Origin of the sequence: Yersinia sp. 2466 StPb PI, from assembly GCF_041538325.1 — a bacterium.
Classification (GTDB): Bacteria; Pseudomonadota; Gammaproteobacteria; order Enterobacterales; family Enterobacteriaceae; genus Yersinia; species Yersinia enterocolitica_E.
The window spans coordinates 4,229,624-4,252,581 of the sequence record NZ_JAULSL010000001.1 but is presented as its reverse complement, the minus strand read 5'-3'; the positions used below and the strand labels follow the sequence as shown (position 1 = coordinate 4,252,581).

Here is a 22,958-nt window from a genome sequence, read left to right as displayed (position 1 = left end):
AATGATGGCCAAAGATCGGGCGCTAACGTTAGAAGCATTGAGAGTAATGGATGCTATTGACCGCCGTGGTAGTTTTGCCGCGGCGGCTGATGAATTGGGACGGGTACCTTCTGCGCTGAGCTATACCATGCAGAAACTTGAAGATGAGCTTGATGTGGTGTTGTTCGACCGCTCCGGGCATCGCACCAAATTTACCAATGTTGGGCGGATGCTACTGGATCGCGGGCGGGTGTTACTGGAGGCCGCAGACAAACTGACTACCGATGCTGAGGCACTGGCGCGCGGCTGGGAAACACATATCACGATTGTCAGTGAGGCATTGTCTCCGGCATGGAAACTGTTCCCGTTGATCGACAAACTGGCGCTCAAAGCTAATACTCAGGTCTCCATATTTACCGAAGTATTGGCCGGGGCATGGGAACGGTTGGAGCAAGGGCGGGCTGATATCGTCATTGCGCCCGATATGCATTTCCGTGCATCTTCAGAGATTAACAGCCGTAAACTGTACAAAGTGACCAGTGTCTATGTTGCCAGCCCAGACCACCCCATTCATTTGGAACCAGAACCTCTGTCAGAACTGACCCGAGTGAAATACCGTGGTGTCGCTGTAGCGGATACCGCTCGTGAGCGGCCAGTTATCACGGTGCAATTGCTGGATAAACAGCAACGTTTGACGGTCAGCACCATCGAAGATAAGCGGCGGGCCTTATTAGCTGGTTTGGGTGTGGCGACCATGCCCTATGAAATGGTAGAAAAAGACATTGAAGCGGGCCGTTTACGGGTTGTCGGGCCAGAGTTCAGCCGTGAGGCCGATATTATTATGGCATGGCGGCGCGACAGTATGGGGGAGGCTAAGTCGTGGTTCCTGCGAGAAATCCCTAGATTGTTCGCTAATAAGTAAACGGCTACTGCGCGTCGTCATACTGAGATTGTGCAGTGCTCACAATCCTCACGTACTACGTGTACGCTCCGGTTTTTCCGCGCTGTACGCACTTAGTCTGACTTAGCTCGCTACGCCTTAAGCTGTTATGGCTACTGCGCGTTAATCTGTTAATAAAGTGAAACGTGTATCTCGTCCATGTGGCTCCAGCAGGTCTTGCTGTGGGCCGATGGAGATAATCCCGTAAGGGTTTATAGTGCCGTGGCTGCGATAGTAGTGATTGCGGATATGGGCAAAATCTACTGTTTCAGCGACGCCTTGAATTTGATAAATATCGCGTAAAAAGCCATATAAGCTGAGATAATCGCTGATACGGCGCTTATCACATTTGAAATGAGTGACATATACCGGATCAAAACGCACTAATGTGGTCCATAAACGCAAATCCGCTTCCGTCAGTTGGCCTCCAGTCAGATATCGCTGTTTCGCCAGAATCTGTTCCAGCTTGGCCAATGCATCAAATAAGGTATTAACTGCCTCGTCATAGGCTTCCTGTGTAGTGGCGAATCCCGCCTTATACACCCCATTATTGACCTGATCGTAAACCCACCCGTTGATATCATCAATATTACTGCGTAACGCTGTAGGGTAATAATCCCCCGCTTTGGCGCCGAGGCCATCAAAAGCAGTATTGAACATACGAATGATATCGGCAGATTCATTGCTAACGACTGTCTGTTGCTGCTTATCCCATAACACCGGAACGGTTACCCGCCCGCTATAATTTGCATCGGCGCGCAGATAAAGCTGATAGAGATAGTCAAGATGATAGAGTTCGTCGCCGGTGGCGGCAGGGAAATCATTAGCGAAGGTCCAGCCATTCTCCAGCATCAGTGGATGTACCACAGAAACTGAAATCAGTGACTCTAAGCCTTTCAGTGTGCGCATGAGTAAAGTGCGGTGTGCCCATGGGCAGGCAAGAGAAACATACAGATGGTAACGGTGTGCTTCGGCTTTAAAGCCAGCTTTACCTTGTGGGCCCGCCTGCCCATCAGCAGTCACCCAATTGCGGAACTGTGAGGTACTGCGTTTGAAATGGCCACCGGTAGATTTTGTGTCGTACCAGATGTCTTTCCACATGCCGTCTACGAGCTGTCCCATCCAATCCCCCGTGTTCTTGAAATTGTAGCGTTGTTAGCTGCTCTTATTCACTCGAATCACTTACCTGAGTAAGTTCATCGGGATTAATGAGCCTCATCCTTGAGGCTCACCCTACGGCTAGCCTATAAATGCTGTTCAAATTGGAAACCAATTTGTCATTCGCTTGCTGCCTGACTGCAACTCCAATTACTTTGGGGATTGCATTTTATAGTATAGCCTTACCACTTCTTACCCAGCAGGCGGTCAATACTGAAACCACCCGGGCCGGCAACCGCCAACACAATGAAACCGCCAGCGATGGTTAGGTTTTTCATGAACATCAACTGGTTAACGCCTTCCGCAAAGTTAGTGTGGAAGATAAGTGCCGTCAGAATAGTGAAACCCGCGGTGAACAGTGCAGTGGTACGGGTCAGGAAACCAAACAAAATTGCCAGACCGCCGCCAAATTCCAGCAAAATGGTCAATGGTAGGAAGAAGCCTGGGACACCCATCGCTTGCATATATTGTTGCGTGCCAGCATAGGCATCACCCATTTTGCCGTAACCGGCTACAATAAACAGAATCGGCATCAGAATGCGTGCTACCAACAGGCCAGTATCTTGTAATTTGTTCATCGACGACTTCTCCAAAAAGTTGTTCTATTAATGCCTGGCATCTGCGGGCGTTAATGGTTAATCAAAGGTGCTTGTGTGTGGTCGCTTGCCGGTGTTATCCCGCAAACTCCCTGAGTTGATGAGAGAATGTTAGTTGAGAAGTTGAGAAGTTGTTAGCAAGTAAAACTGTCTGTTTTTATCAAAAAAACTGAAGTGTAAGCAGATTAAAGCCGAAAAACGGTCTGTTTAGGCATAAGAAATGGGGAAGGGCAGTCAGTAGCCCGCATGAGATACCGATATGCCACCAAGTGAAGTAACGGCAGGTTAACGTAAGAGAAAAGTGTTACGAAACAATCGGATAGTTCCCCATAACCCAACCGCCCGACGCGACCAGCGGATGAATTTACTCGGGTGGCGGATACCGTATAGCGCGACCAGGCTGGAGCCAATCATCAAATATTTTCGCATACCGACGATTTGTGCCCAACCGCGATCATAAGGTGCAGTGACCTCAAGCCAATGTGTGGCACTGTTGGCGAGATCCAGACGTTGCTGCTGGATCTCATGTAACAATGCGGCCTTTTCCTGTGCTAATTTACGGCGGCTCAACGCTCTTTCTCCAATAACTCGCGATCCGTTTCCAGTTGCTTACGGGTAGAACCCAGCAGTGTGGAGCGGCGCGCCTTGGTGAGAGTCCAGATAATACCGATTATCGCTAGTGCTAATAGCACGGCAGTGGTAGTGCCAAGCGCCATTAAACGATAGGCAGGATCAATACCCCATATGACTAATACCAGCAGACTCATCAACCCGAAAGCGGTAAACAGCAAGGTAATCCCTGCCATCATCAGCAACTGAACCAGTGTTGCTTTTTCCTCTTCCAGCTCAATAGCAGCCAGACGTACACGGGTTTCAACCATGCCTACCACAATGGTAGCGATACGATGAACAGTATCGAGGACCCCTTTACCGGGGCCCTGAGTGTGAGGAAGCTCAGCCATAATCAGCGGCGAGACAACAGAACGCCTAACACCACGCCGACAGCAGCACCGATGCCTACGCCAGTCCAAGGATTGTCGTGAACATAGGTATCTGCTTTATCAGCAATTTCTTTAGTTTGGGCTGCGATTTTATCGCCGGTTTCGCTCAGACGCTCGCGAGTATCTTTCAACGCGCTTTCCGCTTTGGCTCGCAGCTTTTCTAACTCAGCTTTCGGCTTATCGGTCGAAGTTTGCAGCACTTCTTCCAAAGTATCTGCCAGTGACTTAAGTTCAGCGCGTAAATGTTCAGAGGTTTTATCTTGTGGCATGTAATAGCTCCTTAACATAACTGAGGTGAATACATAACGTAGCGAATATTTTACAAGGTTAAAAGGTTAATAATCTTAAATAACCCTGATGAGTCGCCATTCTCGTATTTAAAACCGGAGTTGCTACTTTTGTGCCTGAGCTTGCTTTAACTCAGCTTGTGCTTCCACTAACTTCTTCTGCTGCTTGGTAATTTTGCTAGCATCACCTTTTTGCTGAGCCTCTTTTAACTCTTGCTGACGCTCAGTGACTTTGTGCTGCTTTTGTCTGATTTTTTGTTGTCGTTCGGCCTTTAGGCTCTCCGCCGTGCAATTGCTCTTTACTTCTTTTAAGGCTGTTGCCAGACCAGCAGCGCGGCGGGTATTGCCATGTTGTTTGGCATAATCTATCTGTTGTTGGATTTCTTTGGCTTTTATATCGCATTCATTGTCTACCACTGCCTGAGCAACATTACAAAACACGACAATGGGTAAAACCAACAGGAGAGAGTGACGTAACAACATAGTATTGCTTCCTTTTACAGCAAGAGTCAGGGACGAAACAGGTTGCCGTGAATGTTTAAGCATAGCGCTGAATTATGTGATACCCAAGTTTACCACAGGATTTTTTATAGATTAATCAGATATCAGCGGAATAAATGGACGAAAAACAAGAGATGACTACGGGGATTTCGCTCCCCGCAGCAATAATTATCCCACTTTCTGTGGGGTATTTCTGAATGCAGGCAACAGACGCTGACGTTTCTTGGACTCGCTCGAGACAATCACATAACCACTCGGCAAGATATCCTGTAAAACGACAATGGCTTCTTTCTGCTGTTCTGGGGATTCCAGGCTCACCACCAGGCTATCATCCTCTGGAGTGATGCTTTTTATCCGAATTCCACGTTGATCGAGATGTTGATACAGATAAAACCCATCAGGCAAGGACAACCCCTGTTGGTTAGGTCGAATTTTCAACGCACTTTCTGTGCGCAAAATGATCGGCGTAAACAACAGGGCTGCCAGCAACAACGCTGTAACTGGCAAGATAAGATAGTGCCAGACCGGGCGGCCGAAACGGCCCCTGAGGTTGATCACTCTGGCTTACCTTTATTATTGTCATTGCTATCGGCAACCGGCGGCGTATTTTTTTTGCGCCAAAGCACATATAAAGAACCAAACAAGCCAATCACCAATAGTGCCAGTGGCAATAACATCAGGACGAACATCACTTCGTCTTCATATTTTAGGAATACGGGGGTTTTACCAAAGGCAAAGCCCATGGTTGTCAGGATCAATACCCACAGGAAACCGCTCATCCAGTTGAAGAACTGAAAACGGGCGTTGTTCAGGCCTGAAAGCCCGGCAATAGTTGGCAACAAGGTACGCACAAATGCCAAGAAACGGCCTACCAGTAGGGCTGATAAACCATGGCGATGGAACAAATTATGGGCGCGCTGGTGGTAATGAGCGGGTAGATGAGACAACCAGCCCTGTACTACTTTCGTATTCCCCAGCCATCGACCCTGAATATAACTGACCCAGCATCCAAGGCTGGCGGCAGTAGTCAATACCACGAGGGTCACAGGGAAACTCATTGCACCTTTTGCAATCAGTACACCAACCAGAATCAGCAGACTATCGCCCGGTAAAAAGGCTGCTGGCAGCAAGCCATTCTCCAGGAAAAGTATGACAAACAGCAGGATATAAATGGCCCATACCAGAGACGGGTTCGCGAGTGTCTCATAGTCTTGTGCCCATAGAGCATGTAAGAGTTCTTTAATGATATCCATCTGGTATTCCTAAAACGTCATTGTTGTATACCCTTCTTACCTGACGTTGCAGCGGCGCTTTCTTACCCGAATCACTGAGATGCTAATCAATGGGCGGGATTCGTTCGTTTTGCCTGACTGCAATACCAATTACTTTGGGTATATTCGTTAGTTTATAAACACGACTCGCAAAAATAACGGATGGCTTTTCGTGTTTAAGCGATGGTTTTGATAAATGTGTTAAAAACAAACCAATTCGCTGATATCAATAGGTAAATATACTTCTCGCTGTAACTGCCTGGACAGCTACGACAACTGACCATCATGGTGGTAGGTAAGCATCCCGCTATATTGAATATTACTCTCTTTCCAGCCACCCACACGATTTTGCTGTGTCGATACATGGAACATCCAGTTGGAGTAGTTAAGCAGTGGCAGTGATTGCCTCGGCTGTTTGTATATTTCATCCGCCCGACTGTTGCGAGACATCGGCAGATATGCCCCAGACCATGAGTTATTGGCCAACGACGGATTGGCTGAGCCAGTAAACTTGGTGGCACCCAGCCGATTCTTTATGGCCGTTTTTTTGACCGGCAAACCCATCAGACGTAATTGGGAGGAGATGACCTTATTTTGCAGGTGCAGGTAAGGTGAAAATGCACTTACAGATGATGGCGTGTCGCTAACATCGTGGTGGTCATGATAAACAGAACTCAGCGCTGAGAGCGCCATGCCGGATGGGGTAGAATGAGTGGGCGATAGCAGGTTGCCGGAGACCGAACCGGCCCAGCCAGACACTGCAATAAATAGAGCAAACAACCAGCGCATGTTTTTGCGTTTCGCTCCCAAAGCACCCAAGTAAAAAAGTGCTGCCACTTTAGCAAAATAGCGGGATATGAAACAGGGAAATATAGAGACCTACTGGGTGTTTATTAAGCAATGGTTTAAAAATAGGCTTGATACTGACGTTTGTTGACAGAAGTCGACATTTACTGACTACAAAGCAGCATAATCAGACCGGGAAGAGAAAGAAAAGAATCAGTTTCTCTTCCCATGGCCTGCAACAATCCGGGCAAGGATCAGCTTTTACTATTCGCGACCATATTGTTATTCATCATCAGATTATCGAGATGAACAACGGGGTTTTCTGTGAATAAATAACGATCCACATTAAATTCAAAATCATCGGTAGTAGCACGAAACAGCATCTGCTTGGTATTTTCCAGATGTTGCCACATAGCAAGTTTACTGGCGTAAGGATCTTTACGCATCAGTGCCTCAAGGATCCTGTCGTGATCTTCGCACCAGCTCTCGATCGATTTATCATCGATATGCTCATGCAATTTGATCCAGTAAGGGTTATGTACCCGCTGGCTCCACATTTTTTCGACAATCGTTGCCATGGCGGTATTTTGGGTGGCCAGAGCAACCTGCACGTGGAATTTCAGATCCCATTGTGAATCACGGAAGCGATCTTCCTGGCGCGCATGCTTTTGGATCTCGATTAATTGCACGATATCTTGCCGCGTAACCTGAGTGGCGGCAAATTCAGCAATATTACTTTCGATCAACTGGCGGGCCTGTAATAGCTCAAAGGGGCCTGCGGTGGCGAATTCAATGCTGTGGTTGGGCATCACGAGGTGCTTTTGCTGATTCGACATCACGTGGATGCCGGAGCCTTTACGCACTTCGACGTAACCCTCTACTTCCAGCATGATAATCGCTTCACGGACCACGGTGCGGCTGACATTCATCTCTTCTGAAATGTAGCGTTCTGCCGGCAATTTATCCCCCACCGGATAAACACCCGCTTCGATGCGCTGCTTTAACTCTGCGGCTAACTGCTGGTACAACCGTCTGGTTTCTGTGAATTCCATGATTAAGGCTCTTGGGATCAATTGAGGCAGCAAATTTTGCGGCTCATTTTGTCTGGAAGGCATGATATCCCGAACGAGATACAATTGGACTTGTTATACCACTTATCCCTATTGGGTTCTAGTCATTGCTATCACAGTTGTGATGGAAAATACGTCCTAAACTCAGGGCAAAGAAGAAGTAAAAAGCCCGGTAAATGATTACCGGGCTGGAGTCGAACCAATGGCTCAATAATGACTAGTCAGATTAGTTCTGTCCGGCAGGTGCCTGTTGTATCGGATCGATTGCAGGTTCAACCGCCGGGCGGTTTTGCAGTACCGTCCAGATAACCACTACTGCTAACACATCAAATACCGCCAGTGCAGCAAACAGCGGGCTGAAGCCCATGGTGTCTGCCAACGCACCCACCACCAGAGCGAACATGGTACTGGCAGTCCAGGCCGCCATACCGGTTAACCCGTTGGCGGTGGCCACTTCGTTACGACCAAATACGTCGGAAGATAGCGTAATCAGTGCGCCGGACAGTGATTGGTGAGCAAAGCCCCCAACACACAGCAGTGCGATAGCGGCATAAGGGCTAGTGAACAGGCCGATAGTCCCCGGTGCAATCATTAACAGACCACCCATTGTTACCACCAACTTACGGGAAACAATCAGGTTAACTTTGAAGTGTTTCTGGAACAACGGCGGCAGGTAGCCACCCAAAATACAGCCTAGATCGGCAAACAGCATTGGCATCCAGGCGAACATGGCGATTTCTTTCAGGTTAAAGCCATAGGCTTTAAACATGAATAGCGGGATCCAAGCGTTAAATGTTCCCCAAGCTGGTTCTGCCAAGAAACGCGGGATCGCAATGCCCCAGAACTGACGGTTACGGATAATCTGCAATGCAGACATCTTTTTCGCGTTAGCAGTGGAGTGCTGTGCTTCCTGACCACTGAGGATGTATTCACGTTCTTCATCAGTCAGTTTTTTCTGGTCTTTCGGGTGTTTGTAGAGGATTAACCAGGCAATAGCCCAAATCAGACTGAGCACACCGGTGATGATAAATGCCATCTGCCAACTGTGCATCACGATAGCCCACACCACTAGTGGTGGTGCAATCATGCCGCCGATAGAGGAACCGACGTTAAAATAACCTACAGCAATGGAGCGTTCTTTTGCCGGGAACCATTCGCTACTAGCCTTCAGGCCCGCTGGGATCATAGCAGCCTCTGCCATACCTACCGCACCACGAGCGATAGCTAAACCGCCCCAACTGCTGGCTAACGCGGTACTCATACAGAAGATGGCCCACATAATGGCAAACATGGCATAGCCCACTTTGGTGCCCATCACATCCAGAACATAACCGGCTACCGGTTGCATCAGGGTGTAAGCAGCAGAATAAGCGGCAATGATGTAAGAGTATTGCTGTGTCGTGATATGTAACTGCTCTTGCAACGTCGGTGCGGCAACCGCAATAGCATTACGTGTTAAGTAACCCAATATGGTGCCGACGGTGACCAAAGCGATCATGTACCAGCGTAAGCCTTTAATTTTACGCATCATTTATAACTTTCTCCCAGTCTAAGATTACTGCTATGAAGCGCGACCTGTAGCGGCGTCTCATGGCGCAATTTGGTCCAACCTACATCGCTGTGCATGTGGTGGTACCCGACCCTGCTTAATTGACGTTACAGCGGTGTTAGCTGCTCTCATTCCCCCGCATCACTGACTGGAATCAGTTTTGCCGGATTCACTCGTTTGCCGCCGACCTGTAACACCAATTACGTTGGGTCATACCTTCTTATTGGCGTTGAGGCTACGTGCTGTCACGAGCTTCAACTGCTTTGGGTATCCCTTCCTATTGAGAGCAACTGTGCTGTAGCTGCTCTCATTCTTGCTTGTGTCTTCCCGCTTGGGTCAAATCAGCGCATTTGATAGAGCAATGCGGATGAGATGACTGAGGGCGACGCAACAATAACTTGTCATACAGATTTAAAAGTTGAGTGATATCACAAAAACCACTTTTCAATTAGGGAATAATAGAACCCGACAGACTTAGTGCCGCAAGGGGCTAAATAGATTATAAATGTTGAGTATTTGTTCTTTTTGTTAGGTTTTTGCGATCTCTATCGATAAAAAAATGCTGGACGATAGATGAAATTGGTGTGATAACTTCGCGATAACAGAGAGCAGTGCTCTAAGATGTACTCAAGTGAGGAACCTAATATGTCGCAGTTTTTGACCGAAGACTTTTTGCTGGACACCGAATTCGCCCGTCGTCTGTATCATGACTACGCAAAAGATCAGCCGATCTTTGATTATCATTGCCATTTACCCCCTGAACAGATCGCAGAAAACTACCGCTTTAAGAATCTGTATGACATCTGGTTGAAAGGTGACCACTATAAATGGCGTGCTATGCGGACTAATGGTGTAGCAGAACGTTTGTGTACCGGCGATGCCAGTGATCGTGAGAAGTTCGAAGCTTGGGCTGCCACGGTTCCACATACTATTGGTAACCCGCTGTATCACTGGACTCATCTTGAATTGCGCCGTCCATTTGGTATTACAGGTAAATTATTATCTCCTGCAACGTCAGAAGAGATCTGGCAACGCGGTAACGAATTACTGGCTCAGGACAGTTTCTCTGCGCGCGGCATTATGCAGCAGATGAATGTAAAAATGGTCGGTACCACTGATGACCCGATTGATGACCTACGCCACCATAAAGCTATTGCTGCTGATGGCAGTTTCAACATCAAAGTGTTGCCAAGCTGGCGTCCAGATAAGGCCTTCAACATTGAAGCCGCTGGTTTTAATGACTACATGCAACGCTTGGAAGCTGCCGCTGATACCTCTATCAGCCGCTTTGCCGATCTGTGCACGGCACTGAACAAACGGATGGACCACTTTGCCGCGCACGGCTGTAAAGTATCGGATCATGCCTTGGACGTCGTGGTCTACGGTGAAGCAGATGAAGCCACGTTGGATGCGATTCTGGCGCGCCGTCTGGCCGGTAATCAGCCCACTACTGAAGAGATCGCCCAGTTTAAAACCGCAGTGTTGCTATTCCTGTCTGGCGAATATCACCGCCGTGAATGGGTGCAGCAATACCACATCGGCGCTCTGCGTAACAATAACAGCCGCATGTTTAACCTGGTGGGGCCGGATATCGGTTTTGACTCCATCAATGACCAACCACTGGCGCAGCCACTGTCCCGTCTGTTGGATGCTCAGGGCCTGCGTAATGCATTACCAAAAACCATCCTTTACTGCCTGAACCCACGTGATAACGAAGTTATCGGCACGATGGTTGGCAACTTCCAGGGCGAAGGTGCTGCGGGGAAAATGCAGTTCGGTTCCGGCTGGTGGTTTAACGACCAGAAAGATGGCATGCAACGCCAAATGACCCAACTGGCACAACTTGGTTTGCTAAGCCGCTTCGTTGGCATGCTGACGGATAGCCGCAGCTTCTTATCTTATACGCGCCATGAATACTTCCGTCGCATCCTGTGCCAGATGATTGGTCGCTGGGTGGAAGATGGCGAAGCTCCGGCAGATATTGAACTGCTGGGTTCAATGGTGAAAAACATCTGTTTCGATAACGCGAAGCAATATTTTGCCATCGAGCTGTAATCGCTTTGAATAACAAATAACAGGGCCGGTTAGCGGCTCTGTATAACTCTAACTCATTATTTATTTAACGCCCGGCTGCACTGCGGTAAAGACCTTCTCTACAAAGAAAGGATTGCCTGCAAAGCACGGACTGTCAGTAATGCCGGTCCATGGCTGTATGCGTTATGAGGTGAACCCTGATGCAAACTCTAAACCGTCGTGACTTTCCCGGCCGTAGCCACCCTGACAAGATCATTCAATTTGGCGAAGGTAACTTCCTGCGTGCTTTTGTTGACTGGCAGATTGATTTACTCAATGAACACACCGATCTGAATGCCGGGATCGTGGTGATCCGCCCGATCGATACTGATTTTCCACCGTCACTCAGTACTCAGGATGGTCTGTACACTGCGGTGATCCGTGGTTTGAATGAGCAGGGCGCAGCGGTGCGTGAATCCCGCCTGATCCGCTCAGTTAACCGTGAGATCAATATTTACCGTCAGTTCGATGAATATTTGGCGCTGGCCCGCGATGCCAATATCCGCTTTATGTTCTCAAATACCACCGAAGCGGGTATTGCCTGGAATGAAGCCGACCAATTCAGTGACGCACCCCCAAGCTCTTTCCCGGCTAAATTGACCCGTTTACTGTTTGAACGTTTCGAGCATTTTGCCGGTGCCGCAGATAAAGGTTGGGTGTTACTGCCTTGCGAACTGATTGATTACAATGGTGAAGCACTGCGCGAACTGGTGTTGCGTTATGCCAGTCACTGGCAGTTACCTGCCGCTTTCACCCTGTGGTTAACGGAAAACAATACTTTCTGTTCAACGCTGGTTGACCGCATCGTTACAGGCTATCCGCGTGATGAAGTGGCTGCCTTACAGACCGAACTGGGTTATCAGGACAGCTTCCTGGATACCGCAGAATACTTCTATCTGTTTGTTATTCAAGGGCCAAAAGAACTGGCTCAGGAACTGCGCCTCGATCAGCTTGAGCTGAACGTGCGTATCGTTGATGACATCAAACCCTATAAAGAACGCAAAGTTGCCATTCTGAACGGTGCACACACCGCGCTGGTACCCGTGGCATACCTCTCTGGGCTGGACACTGTCGGCCAGACGATGGATGACGCACAAATCAGCAGCTTTGTAGAGAAAACCATTACCGAAGAGATTGTACCGGTATTGGATTTACCAGAAGACGAATTATTGTCGTTCTCGCAAGCGGTATTAAGCCGGTTCCGCAACCCGTTCATTCAGCATCAACTGCTGTCTATCGCCTTGAATGGTATGACTAAATTCCGTACGCGTATTTTGCCACAGTTGCTAACCTACCAGCAGCAGCAAGGTAAGTTACCACCGCGTCTGACCTTTGCTCTGGCAGCCCTTATCGCCTTTTACCGTGGTGAGCGTGAGGGTCAAACTTACCCGTTGCAGGATGATGCTCACTGGCTGGAACGCTTTTCCACCTTGTGGAGTGGTGTAAAACACAGTGATATCACTCTGGCTGAGTTAGTTAACAGCGTACTGTCTGATGCGACCCATTGGGGGCAGGATTTGACCGCCGTTCCACAACTGGCCAACCAGGTGACAGAGCAACTGCAAACAATCATTGATCGTGGCATGAGAGCTGCGGTAGCGGCCTATAGCTAAAGGTTTAACTATGCAAAGTATTATAAAAATTCACCCGCTGGATAATGTTGCTGTCGCACTGCAAGACCTGGCCGCAGATGAAGTCATTGAAACCGGTGAGCTCAGCGTTAAGCTGGCTCAGCCGGTGGCCCGTGGCCATAAGTTTGCTTTAACAGCGATCGAACCGGGTCAGATGATCGTTAAGTATGGTTTGCCTATTGGCCATGCATTAATTCTCATCCAACCGGGCGAACATATTCATTCGCAAAATGCCAAGACTAACCTCAGTGATCTGGATGAGTATCAATATCAGCCGGAATTCAGTGACCTGCCACCACAAATGGCAGATCGTGAGGTACAAATCTACCGTCGTGCTAACGGTAATGTGGGGATTCGCAACGAATTGTGGATAGTGCCGACTGTTGGTTGCGTGAATGGCATCGCCCGCCAAATCCAGCAGCGTTTCCTGAAAGAGACTCAGGATGCAGAAGGTATTGATGGTGTTTATCTGTTCAGCCACCCATTCGGTTGTTCACAACTGGGTCAGGATCATGAAAATACCCGTACCATGCTGCAAAACATGGTACGTCACCCTAACGCGGGTGCGGTGCTGGTGATTGGCCTGGGTTGTGAAAACAATCAGGTAGATGTTTTCCAAACTACGCTGGGCAAGGTTGATGAAGATCGCGTGCACTTTATGGTCTGCCAGCAGCAGGATGATGAAGTTGAAGCCGGTTTAGAGCATTTACATGCGCTCTATCAGGTGATGCGTAATGACCAACGGGTGCCGGGCAAACTGAGTGAACTGAAATTTGGTCTGGAATGTGGCGGCTCTGATGGTTTGTCCGGTATTACGGCTAACCCTCTGCTGGGGCGCTTCTCTGACTATGTTATTGCGAATGGCGGAACCTCTGTACTGACCGAAGTACCGGAGATGTTCGGTGCGGAACGTATTCTGATGAGCCGTTGCCGCGATGAAGCGACTTTTGAAAAGACGGTCAGTATGGTCAATGATTTCAAACAGTACTTTATCGCTCACAACCAACCGATTTATGAAAACCCATCACCGGGTAATAAAGCGGGCGGTATCACCACATTGGAAGAGAAATCCCTTGGTTGCACCCAGAAAGCGGGTCAGAGCAAAGTGGTCGATGTACTGAAATATGGCGAGCGCTTGCAACGTCCCGGCTTGAACCTGCTCAGCGCACCGGGCAATGATGCGGTGGCAACCAGTGCTTTGGCGGGTGCTGGCTGCCATATGGTGCTGTTCAGTACTGGTCGTGGCACACCTTACGGTGGTTTTGTACCGACGGTGAAACTGGCAACCAACAGTGAATTGGCAGTGAAAAAGCCACATTGGATTGATTTTGATGCTGGTAAGTTGATTCACGGCACCTCAATGGACACCTTGTTGACTGAGTTTGTCGAGTTGATTGTCGACATTGCCAATGGTAAACCGGCGCGCAATGAAGTGAATGATTTCCGCGAACTGGCGATCTTTAAAAGTGGTGTAACCTTGTAAATAGTATGTCTTTCGAATAATATGAAACGGTGTTTTATTTTTTATAAATAAGCTCCGATACCCAAAGTAATTGGAGTTACAGGTAGGCCGCCCGCGAATAAACCCCGATGAGCTTACTCAAGTAAGTGATTCGGGTGACAAATCTGCCGAGCTGATTTGAACACTGCTTGCAGTGGCCTGAACGAGATAAAGCCCATGGATGGGCCGAGTAAAGGGCAGCTAACAATCCTGTGGCTTCAAGCACGAAGGGGGTTCATTATTAACAGTCAGACTCAGTGCGGGTAACTGCACTTCAGGACTCCCCACCATGACCTTCTATTGGTTTGCTCAATCCATTGGTGTACTGGCATTTTTTGTCGGTATCACCATGTTTTTCAACCGTGATGAACGGCGTTTCAAACTTCAACTTTCCGCATACAGTGCCATTATTGGTTGCCACTTCTTCCTGATGGGAGCCAGTGCTGCCGGCAGTAGTGCCATGCTTAACGCATTACGTAATCTGGTAGCCGCTAAAACGCGCAGTAATATTGCGATGATGGTCTTTATCATCCTGACGCTGACTTTTGGTATTTGGCGTATGCAACATGCGGTGGAAATATTGCCCATTTTTGGCACGGTAATTAGTACTTGGGCACTGTTTCGCACCCATGGGCTGACCACCCGTTGTGTGATGTGGGTCTCCACCGTCTGCTGGGTTATCCATAACGTATGGTTGGGCTCTATTGGTGGCTCATTAATTGAAGGCAGTTTCTTACTGCTAAACGGTTTTAATATTATCCGTTTCCGCCGCCTGCAACTTAAAGGAATAGACCCTTTCCGGGTTGAGAAGAAAGCGGTAAAAGAAGACGCCGCCCAATAAAACTGGGGGCTGTAATCGCCCCCACGGGTTATGACACTATCCTGATTCAGATGCTTTTACGGTTCGCCAGTGGATCTGGATTAGCCAATCTGGCATCGTCTGCCTGGCAGGCTGCGGCAGTGAACAGCACATCGGTGGAGGAGTTCAGGGCGGTTTCGGCTGAATCCTGTAACACACCGATAATGAAACCAACTGCGACCACTTGCATTGCTATTTCGTTTGGAATACCAAACATGCCGCAAGCCAATGGGATCAGCAACAGCGAGCCACCGGCAACCCCGGATGCACCACAGGCACAGACCGCAGCCACTACACTCAGCAACAGCGCTGTGGGTAAATCAACCGGAATACCCAGCGTATGTACCGCCGCCAGTGTCAGCACGGTGATAGTAATTGCCGCGCCGGCCATGTTAATGGTGGCACCCAATGGAATGGAGACTGAGTAAGTGTCTTCATTCAGGTTCATCTTCTTACACATTTCCATATTTACGGGAATGTTAGCCGCTGAACTGCGGGTAAAGAAGGCGGTTACACCACTTTCACGCAAGCAGGCAAAGACCAGTGGATATGGGTTACGGCGAATTTTCCAATACACAATCAGTGGGTTTATTACTAATGCCACCAGTAACATACAGCCAATTAATACGATGAGTAGCTGTGCGTAACCCAGTAACACGCCAAAACCCGTTTCTGCCATGGTGGAGGCAACCAAGCCAAAAATACCCAGCGGCGCAAAACGGATAACCACTCGTACCACTTTGGTCACCGCATCAGACATATCATTAATTAAGGCTTTAGTGGTATCCGCAGCATGACGCAAGGCAATACCCAAGCCTACGGCCCAGGCCAGAATGCCGATATAGTTGGCATTGAGCAGCGCATGAATCGGGTTAGCAATTATGCTGTTCAGCAAGCCTTTCAGTACTTCTACAATCCCACCGGGAGGGGTGATTTCAGCAGTATTGGTCGCCAGAATAAGGGTGGATGGGAACATAAAGCTAACCACCACAGCAATCAATGCGGCTGAAAAGGTACCCAATAGATACAAAAACAGAATAGGGCGGATACTGGTTTTTTGCCCCTGTTTATGGTTGGCAATGGAGGCCATGACCAGCATCAAAACCAATATCGGTGCAACAGCTTTCAATGCACCAACGAATAATGTACCGAGCAGACCAACGGCTGTAGCAGCAGGGGTAGAGACCACGGCCAAAATGATACCCGCCACCAAACCGACCAGTATTTGTTTAACTAAACTACCACGGGCGATAAACCCGATAAATCCAGATGGTGTCTTTTCCATAGTTTTCCAGTGATGCCTCTTCCCAAGTTAAACTTGTTTTATTTTTTTACCCATTTAGCACTCAAACCGGAACGGGACTGAGCGCTTATGTTCACACCTGTAACTTAATATTATTTGTAACTGGGTGTGTTTGCTTTGACAGTATAAGGGAATCTATTGGCGAGGAAAAAGACAATCAGCAAAATCCAATACGGATCAATATTGCATAACATTTCGTTTACATTTATGTGATCGTAATAACATTTGGTGAGTGGCGAAATATACGGGATAAATGCGGGGTTATTACTCCCCCGCATAATAGATTGTAGCGTCAGGCAGCTTACTTGTGGATAGTCTTATCTGCTGCTAAACGGCGGTCTGCACGATGATTTACCCAGACATTAATTAACAATGTCAGTGCCAGAATACCGGCTACCACACCTAATGAAATGCCAATAGGGATATGGAACAGGTCAATAATCATCATTTTGATACCGATAAACACCAGAATGACGGATAAACCATACTTCAACATTGAGAAGCGTTCGGCCACGTTTGCGAGTAAGAAATACATGGCACGCAGACCTAAAATAGCGAACAGATTAGAGGTCAACACAATAAAGGGATCGGTGGTCACCGCGAAGATAGCTGGGATGCTGTCAACGGCAAAAATCACATCACTTAGCTCAACCAGAATTAATACCAGCACTAGTGGTGTTGCATAGAGCAGGCCATTTTTACGCACAGTAAAGCGGTCGCCATGTAACTCATCCGTCATGCGTAAGTGATTACGAATCCAGCGAACCAGTGGTTTCTCACCGATGGGAGTATCGTCTTCTTTTGCCAATGCCATTTTGATACCGGTAAACAGCAGGAAAGCACCAAACAGATACAGGATCCAACTGAATTGCGACACCAGCCAACTGCCGGCGAAGATCATAATAGTACGCAGTACAATCGCACCCAGCACACCGTAAATCAGTACCCGGCGCTGCAAATTGGCAGGAACAGCAAAATAGCTAAACAGCATTAACCAAACGAAGACGTTATCTACGGCGAGTGCTTTCTCGATCAGATAGCCAGTCAGGAAGGCAAGTGCTTGCTTGTCGGCGATATCACGCCCCACTGTTTCGGCCAGATACCACCAAAAACCAGCATTAAACAGTAAAGACAAACTAATCCACACTAGAGACCAGCAGGCAGCCTGACGCAGTGTCATGGTTTGTGCACCACGACGCCCCTGTAGGAGTAAATCGATGGCAAGCATAATCGTCACGATAACAGCAAAACCACCCCACAATAAGGGAGTACCCACGGTATTCATCATTCATAAACCTCTTAAAAACAAAAACGGCCAACGTCGGAAGACGCTAGCCGCTATGTCTGAGCTGCAAGCAAACCTCGCCTTCCGGCAAGGTCTCACTTACAACACCGATAATGTAACAACACCCATAGGTGCTAGTACATAATGAGGTTGCCCGGTAACCGGGTGCTTTCGCACCGTAATGACGGCTGACCGGCAATGAAGTTACTCCCCTTTGCCGCGCAAAAATAATGGAAAATGGGCTGCTGGTCAATCATTGAAAGTAAATTAACTTACAGCCGGTGGCTGGGTATCGGCTGGGAAAATAACCCCAGTCTGGCGGCGAATATCTGTTTGAATACGCGAGGTGAGCAACGACAACTGCAAACCAGCGTGTTCTACCTGCGCATTTTCCACCAAATTGGCAAAAACCTCAGCTTCATACAGCATAGTATTAATATGCTGTGGCAGCGTCAGATCCACCGAATGGCCCCCTCTTGGGGTAAAGGCGATAGACAGACATTCAGAGATACTTTCAATAATCAGCGAACCATCCTCCCCCTGAATTTCACTGGGGATATCTGATTGGCTGACTTTTGAATGGATGAGAACCACATCAAAATCGCCATAATTCATACAGACGGTGCCGTGGGCATCGACCCCACTGGGGAGCAAACTGGCGCTGGCCAGTACTGATTTCGGCTCGCCCCATAATGCCAGTGCGCTAGCCAAACAGTAGTAACCAATATCCATGATTGAGCCATTAGAAAAGGCCGGGTTAAAGGTGTTGGGATTTTCGCCGTTCAGGTAGCGCTGGTAACGTGATGAATATTGGCAGAAGTTAATGGTGACTTTACGTAATTTTCCCACCTTGGGCAGTGCCTGCTTTAACTGAATAAAGTTAGGCAGATAGGCAGTTTTAAAAGCTTCAAATAGCACGACCTGATGTTCGCGGGCACAGGCAACCAGCGCTTCGACTTCAGCCAGATTTGATGCCAGCGATTTCTCGCAAATAACGTGTTTTTTATGGCTGAGGAACAATCTTGCCTGGGGATAATGTAGGGAGTTCGGGCTGGCAATATACACCGCATCAATCTGGTCACTCGTCGCCAAGGCTTCCAGATTATCAAAGCAGTCAGTAACGTTGTAATCATCGCCAAACTCTTGGGCCTGTTCCAGCTTACGGGAGTAAACGGCAACCAGTTTCATCTTGCCACTTTCGTGGGCGGCATCAACAAAGCGTGCGGTGATCCAATTAGTGCCAATAACAGCGAAGCGAATCATAGTGAACTCCGTTACTACAGAAGAAAAACACGTTGAACCGCCAGATGGTTACACCCACAGGGAGATTTTCTTGGCGAATTCCCTTCGTACTTGACGTTACAGGGGGGCGCTATGTTCACTTGCTTGCCGCCTGTCTGCCCCTTGAAATCTATTCGGTATGGCTTTGTAAATCAAATACTAATAAATCGCACCAAACAGATCCAAATGAGTCAGATAGAGGCGAGTGTCAAACTCTAACTGATGATATTGCGGCTCCATATGGCAGCACAAACTATAGAATGCTTTGTTGTGATCTTTCTCTTTCAAATGCGCCAATTCATGAACCACTATCATTTTTAGGAAGGCTTCTGGCGCGTTTTTAAACACAGTGGCGACCCGAATCTCTGCTTTTGCTTTCAATTTGCCACCTTGCACCCTGGAAATTGCGGTATGCAGGCCGAGAGCATGCTTCATCACCTGAATTTTACTGTCGTAGGCCACTTTACTTAACGGCTGAGCGTTGCGTAGATACTGGTTTTTTAAATCAACCGTGTATTGATACAACATCTTATCCGTATTGTAATCATGGGATTGTGGATAGCGCTGACGTAATACATTCCCCAGACGCTGCTCGGTGATGAGTTGGCGTACCTGAGACTGTAAGTTTTCGGGATAACCTTGCAGATAAGTCAGTTCCTGCATATGTATTTGCTCTGGCTAAGTTAGGCAATCAATTGATGGCTGATATGGGCCGATAATAACGTTTTCCCATCGTTTAGACAAAATCCTATTGTGCAGTTGGGCCAAATCTAATGACTTAAATAAAAAGTATCAGTACCAGCATCACGTTACACTTTGCTGGTACTGGTTTTTCGTTAAGAAATTAGTATCTAACTAATTTAAAATTGGTAATTGATACCCAAAGTCGCTTGGGTATCTGAGTAATTGTGCTTACCTAACTGCTGACCAAGGTGGCTCCATAGCTTAAGGTTGTTATTGAACTTGCCCTCAACACCTAGTTTCAACTCAGCAATGTTGTTAATTCCTTGCGGTGTAATATGGGCATCATCCAGTAATAGCCCTTTATTCCCGTTGCTATTTATCCAATTAGTTTCAATGAACGGTTTGATTTTTAAGGTGTTAGTAGTAGATAAAGTATCAGTGCCAAGTTCTAGCGTTGTAAGTAATCCTAATTTGGTCGTAACCGTATTGTGCTCTTCTATCTTTATCTGTGGCCCGGTGAGTTCTTTATGTTGCAGCCCACTGCTACGTTGCAACAATACTTTCGCCTGCGGTTGTACAAATAACTTAGCCTTCTCTTTTTCGATCAATTGAATTTTGTAACCTGTTTCTAACGCCGAGGTGAATATATAAGACTTATAATTCGCACCGGTGACGACTTCTGGTGCCTTAACCTGATTATTAAACATTCCGTATTGTGCAAGTAAACCAATATAAGGCCCAAGTTGACTGATGTTGTTGGCATGCCAGACGCTATATAACCCTAAGTTATAGCCAACTACAGACCCATTAGCTTGATGCTGAGATGTGGTGGAATTGCTACGACTGCTGGCTTTACCGATACCGGCAGTTATTCCCAGAATTCCTAGATCATGTTCACCGCTGCTCCATTGGCTTATTTCGCCCCCTAATTGAGTTGAATAGCGGGTGCCTTTGGTGTGGAGTTGGTCCTGACCGGAGCTAAAGCGGGTTATCGCCCCATTGGTGTTTAACCACATGCCGGTAACTTTTTGCTCGCCCGTCATTGGGTCAATGTAGGGAGTTTCTCCTTGGCGATGCTGTAGGTCGTCAGTAATAAACATCTGTTGTGCAGCCATTTGGTTGGCAAGATAGCTACCGGCTTGCGGATTGTGGCCAATGACAAGTGTTGATTTAGCTATATTGTCTACGATATCCGCTGGTGGGATATTGATGCCTGCTTTCGGTTTTTTTCTCTCTTGTAGCTGCTGTTGTTTTTGAGCAATAGGCTCTGGGGAGAGCACTTTAGCAGCAACGGGTTTTATCGCCTGGAAGAGATCGCTGGCTTCAGTAAATACAGCACCTACTTCATCGAATAAACTATCTTTACTATCAGCCCAGGCAGTTGTGCTACCCAATACTAATAACAGAGCGCCAATAGCTTTAGCACAAGGCGTTATACGATAAGGTGATAAATGGGCGTCAGTAGGTTGCAGTGTTTCTTTGCCACTATCGGGCTGAGTAATATTTGACATATACATTTTTTATTTACCTTCCTGGTAATTAATGTTAAAAATTTATCAATGACGAGATATATTATTTTCCAACGACAAACATTGGTTTCCTCTCAATGTGTTGCATTTGAATTTGGTTAAAATAAATATAATTTTTGATGCGATTTAATTAAATAATGATATATTAATTATTTAATTTGTTATGTGAATAAATAATAATATATAATTAATAAACTGTTTAAGTTCGTCTGGTTGGGTATTTTATATTGAGCCAAAAGAATTTGAGTCATTTGATAATGAGTTAACATGAAAGTAAGCTTTGGTAATGATTGGTATCAGGGTAAAATACGCCATTGATTAAGCTATGTTGAGCTATTGGTCAGATTGCTTATCAGGTCATGCCTCTGGCATTTCTGCCTTTTAGCTAGCTTTGGCCTTGCTAAAATGTCATTTAAGCAAAAAAACATTTTACTGATCGCCCGTTTTAGGGGATAAACAGCCCAAATTTATTATTCAGGAGCGGTGATGAGCCAACTCTTACTGGGAACGCAAAGCCTTGAGCTTGAGCGTTTTCCACCACAAGAAAATTCCAATACCCTACAGGCGTGGGAAGCAGCAGATGAATATCTGCTACAAAACATTGACTTAAGCCAAATTGATGGCCGCCCGGTGCTGGTATTTAATGATCAGTTTGGAACGCTGGCCTGCGCTTTACATGCTTATCGTCCATTCAGTGTCAGTGACTCTTATATGAGCCAGTTGGCGACGACGCATAACGTGCAGTTAAATCAGTTAGATGAAAATGCCGTTACCCTATTAAGCAGTATTGATGCGTTACCCGCCGCTCCTAAGCTGGTGGTGATTAAGATCCCTAAAGCTTTGGCGCTGTTGGAGCAGCAATTACGCGCATTGCGCCTGGTCGTAGCCCCAGATACGGTGATTATTGCTGGGGCGAAATCCCGCGATGTGCATAATTCAACTTTGCAATTGTTCGAAAAAATTCTTGGCCCGACCAAAACCACGTTGGCGTGGAAGAAATCCCGCCTGATTCACTGCGAAGTGGCAGATATTCCACTGGCAGATGCACCGGAAACCACCGATTGGCCGCTGGCGAATACCGAATATGTCATCCATAACCATGCTAACGTTTTCTCTCGCAATAATTTGGATATCGGTGCGCGCTTCTTTATGGAGATCCTGCCGTATGATGTGGCGGGCAAAATCGCGGATCTGGGTTGTGGTAATGGTGTCGTCGGTTTAATTGCATTGGAACAAAATCCATTGGCAGAAATGCTGTTTGTCGATGAGTCCTATATGGCCGTTGCATCCAGTGAGCTGAATATCACCTATAACCGCCCACAAGACTTACCACGCTGTGAATTCATGGTAAGCCATGGTTTGGCCGGTGTTGAGCGTGAGAGCCTGCAACTGGTGCTATGTAACCCTCCGTTCCACCAACAGCATGCGGTCAGTGACCATGTGGCCTGGCAGATGTTCTGTGATGCTAAACGTTGTCTGAAGGTGGGGGGGGAACTGATGATTGTGGGTAATCGCCATCTGGACTATTTCCACAAACTTAAACGTTTGTTCGGTAACTGCGAAACATTAGATTCAAACCAGAAATTTATGGTGCTGAAAGCAGTGAAAACGGCATCATCCCGTTCCGAGGGTGGTGGTAGCGGCAGTCTTGATATGTCGTATAGCGATTTCTAA

The 22,958-nt window shown here is 47.4% G+C and carries 22 protein-coding genes; 6 read left to right on the top strand and 16 right to left on the bottom strand.

The genetic code is table 11. The annotated features are described in order from the left end of the window. The first annotated feature begins 4 nt into the window (after window positions 1–4). Entirely contained in the window at window positions 5–901 is an 897-nt protein-coding gene (locus Q2T72_RS19235; protein WP_083162318.1) for a LysR family transcriptional regulator, read from the top strand. Window positions 902–1,042: 141 nt separating this feature from the next. Here Q2T72_RS19235 and Q2T72_RS19230 read toward each other — a convergent pair whose 3' ends face one another. The 11 genes from Q2T72_RS19230 to Q2T72_RS19180 form a co-directional block, all read right to left on the bottom strand. Further along, window positions 1,043–2,041, bottom strand: coding sequence for a glutathione S-transferase family protein (locus tag Q2T72_RS19230; RefSeq protein ID WP_372569690.1), 999 nt, complete (start codon window positions 2,039–2,041; stop codon window positions 1,043–1,045). A 218-nt stretch (window positions 2,042–2,259) separates the two neighbouring features. After that, the gene (locus tag Q2T72_RS19225; protein ID WP_004714887.1) at window positions 2,260–2,655 is read right to left on the bottom strand and encodes a DoxX family protein; all 396 of its coding nucleotides are present in this window, start codon (window positions 2,653–2,655) and stop codon (window positions 2,260–2,262) included. Between the two features lie 303 nt (window positions 2,656–2,958). Further along, window positions 2,959–3,243 carry a YqjK-like family protein gene (locus tag Q2T72_RS19220; protein ID WP_372569689.1) on the bottom strand — a complete coding sequence of 95 codons (285 nt, stop codon included), beginning with the start codon at window positions 3,241–3,243 and terminating at the stop codon, window positions 2,959–2,961. Next, window positions 3,240–3,635 carry a phage holin family protein gene (locus tag Q2T72_RS19215; protein WP_083162321.1) on the bottom strand — a complete coding sequence of 132 codons (396 nt, stop codon included), beginning with the start codon at window positions 3,633–3,635 and terminating at the stop codon, window positions 3,240–3,242. The genes Q2T72_RS19220 and Q2T72_RS19215 overlap by 4 nt, the downstream gene beginning before the upstream one ends. A gap of 2 nt (window positions 3,636–3,637) precedes the next feature. After that, window positions 3,638–3,943: a YqjD family protein gene (locus Q2T72_RS19210; protein ID WP_083162322.1), complete on the bottom strand. Its 306-nt coding sequence runs from the start codon at window positions 3,941–3,943 to the stop codon at window positions 3,638–3,640. Between the two features lie 123 nt (window positions 3,944–4,066). After that, on the bottom strand, window positions 4,067–4,444 hold the full coding sequence (locus tag Q2T72_RS19205; protein ID WP_102970527.1) for a DUF1090 domain-containing protein: 378 nt from the start codon (window positions 4,442–4,444) through the stop codon (window positions 4,067–4,069). Window positions 4,445–4,630: 186 nt separating this feature from the next. Then, window positions 4,631–5,020 carry an EnvZ/OmpR regulon moderator MzrA gene (gene mzrA / locus Q2T72_RS19200; protein ID WP_083162323.1) on the bottom strand — a complete coding sequence of 130 codons (390 nt, stop codon included), beginning with the start codon at window positions 5,018–5,020 and terminating at the stop codon, window positions 4,631–4,633. Then, the gene (locus tag Q2T72_RS19195) at window positions 5,017–5,715 is read right to left on the bottom strand and encodes a DedA family protein (RefSeq protein ID WP_083162324.1); all 699 of its coding nucleotides are present in this window, start codon (window positions 5,713–5,715) and stop codon (window positions 5,017–5,019) included. Before Q2T72_RS19195 ends, mzrA begins: the two co-directional genes overlap by 4 nt. 285 nt (window positions 5,716–6,000) lie before the next feature. Further along, window positions 6,001–6,522: a hypothetical protein gene (locus Q2T72_RS19190; protein ID WP_193784768.1), complete on the bottom strand. Its 522-nt coding sequence runs from the start codon at window positions 6,520–6,522 to the stop codon at window positions 6,001–6,003. 251 nt (window positions 6,523–6,773) lie between these two features. After that, window positions 6,774–7,571: a transcriptional regulator ExuR gene (gene exuR, locus Q2T72_RS19185; RefSeq protein ID WP_083162325.1), complete on the bottom strand. Its 798-nt coding sequence runs from the start codon at window positions 7,569–7,571 to the stop codon at window positions 6,774–6,776. A 244-nt stretch (window positions 7,572–7,815) separates the two neighbouring features. Beyond that, on the bottom strand, window positions 7,816–9,120 hold the full coding sequence (locus tag Q2T72_RS19180) for an MFS transporter (protein WP_083162326.1): 1,305 nt from the start codon (window positions 9,118–9,120) through the stop codon (window positions 7,816–7,818). 663 nt (window positions 9,121–9,783) lie between these two features. On the opposite strand from Q2T72_RS19180, the gene uxaC reads away from it, so the two are divergent. The 4 genes from uxaC to Q2T72_RS19160 all read left to right on the top strand — a co-directional run bounded on the left by uxaC (window position 9,784) and on the right by Q2T72_RS19160 (window position 15,184). After that, a complete protein-coding gene (gene uxaC, locus Q2T72_RS19175) occupies window positions 9,784–11,193 on the top strand; it encodes a glucuronate isomerase (RefSeq protein WP_372560459.1) in 1,410 nt (469 codons plus the stop codon). A gap of 179 nt (window positions 11,194–11,372) precedes the next feature. Next, window positions 11,373–12,824 (top strand): tagaturonate reductase, encoded by a 1,452-nt coding sequence (locus Q2T72_RS19170; protein WP_372569688.1) that lies wholly within the window; start codon window positions 11,373–11,375, stop codon window positions 12,822–12,824. 10 nt (window positions 12,825–12,834) lie between these two features. Beyond that, complete coding sequence (locus Q2T72_RS19165) at window positions 12,835–14,325, top strand: UxaA family hydrolase (RefSeq protein WP_372569687.1); 1,491 nt, start codon at window positions 12,835–12,837, stop codon at window positions 14,323–14,325. A 307-nt stretch (window positions 14,326–14,632) separates the two neighbouring features. Next, window positions 14,633–15,184 (top strand): YgjV family protein, encoded by a 552-nt coding sequence (locus Q2T72_RS19160; RefSeq protein ID WP_083162334.1) that lies wholly within the window; start codon window positions 14,633–14,635, stop codon window positions 15,182–15,184. Between the two features lie 46 nt (window positions 15,185–15,230). On the opposite strand, the gene sstT is transcribed toward Q2T72_RS19160, so the two are convergent. The 5 genes from sstT to Q2T72_RS19135 all read right to left on the bottom strand — a co-directional run bounded on the left by sstT (window position 15,231) and on the right by Q2T72_RS19135 (window position 21,272). Further along, complete coding sequence (gene sstT, locus Q2T72_RS19155; protein WP_083162336.1) at window positions 15,231–16,487, bottom strand: serine/threonine transporter SstT; 1,257 nt, start codon at window positions 16,485–16,487, stop codon at window positions 15,231–15,233. A gap of 319 nt (window positions 16,488–16,806) precedes the next feature. Continuing rightward, window positions 16,807–17,793, bottom strand: a complete 987-nt coding sequence (locus tag Q2T72_RS19150; protein WP_083162338.1) for a TerC family protein — start codon at window positions 17,791–17,793, stop codon at window positions 16,807–16,809. A gap of 264 nt (window positions 17,794–18,057) precedes the next feature. Continuing rightward, window positions 18,058–19,053 (bottom strand): Gfo/Idh/MocA family protein, encoded by a 996-nt coding sequence (locus tag Q2T72_RS19145; protein ID WP_083162340.1) that lies wholly within the window; start codon window positions 19,051–19,053, stop codon window positions 18,058–18,060. 177 nt (window positions 19,054–19,230) lie between these two features. Continuing rightward, a complete protein-coding gene (locus Q2T72_RS19140) occupies window positions 19,231–19,734 on the bottom strand; it encodes a M48 family metallopeptidase (RefSeq protein ID WP_005192896.1) in 504 nt (167 codons plus the stop codon). Between the two features lie 197 nt (window positions 19,735–19,931). After that, entirely contained in the window at window positions 19,932–21,272 is a 1,341-nt protein-coding gene (locus Q2T72_RS19135) for an autotransporter outer membrane beta-barrel domain-containing protein (protein WP_372569686.1), read from the bottom strand. Between the two features lie 498 nt (window positions 21,273–21,770). On the opposite strand from Q2T72_RS19135, the gene rlmG reads away from it, so the two are divergent. Further along, complete coding sequence (gene rlmG / locus Q2T72_RS19130; protein WP_372569685.1) at window positions 21,771–22,958, top strand: 23S rRNA (guanine(1835)-N(2))-methyltransferase RlmG; 1,188 nt, start codon at window positions 21,771–21,773, stop codon at window positions 22,956–22,958.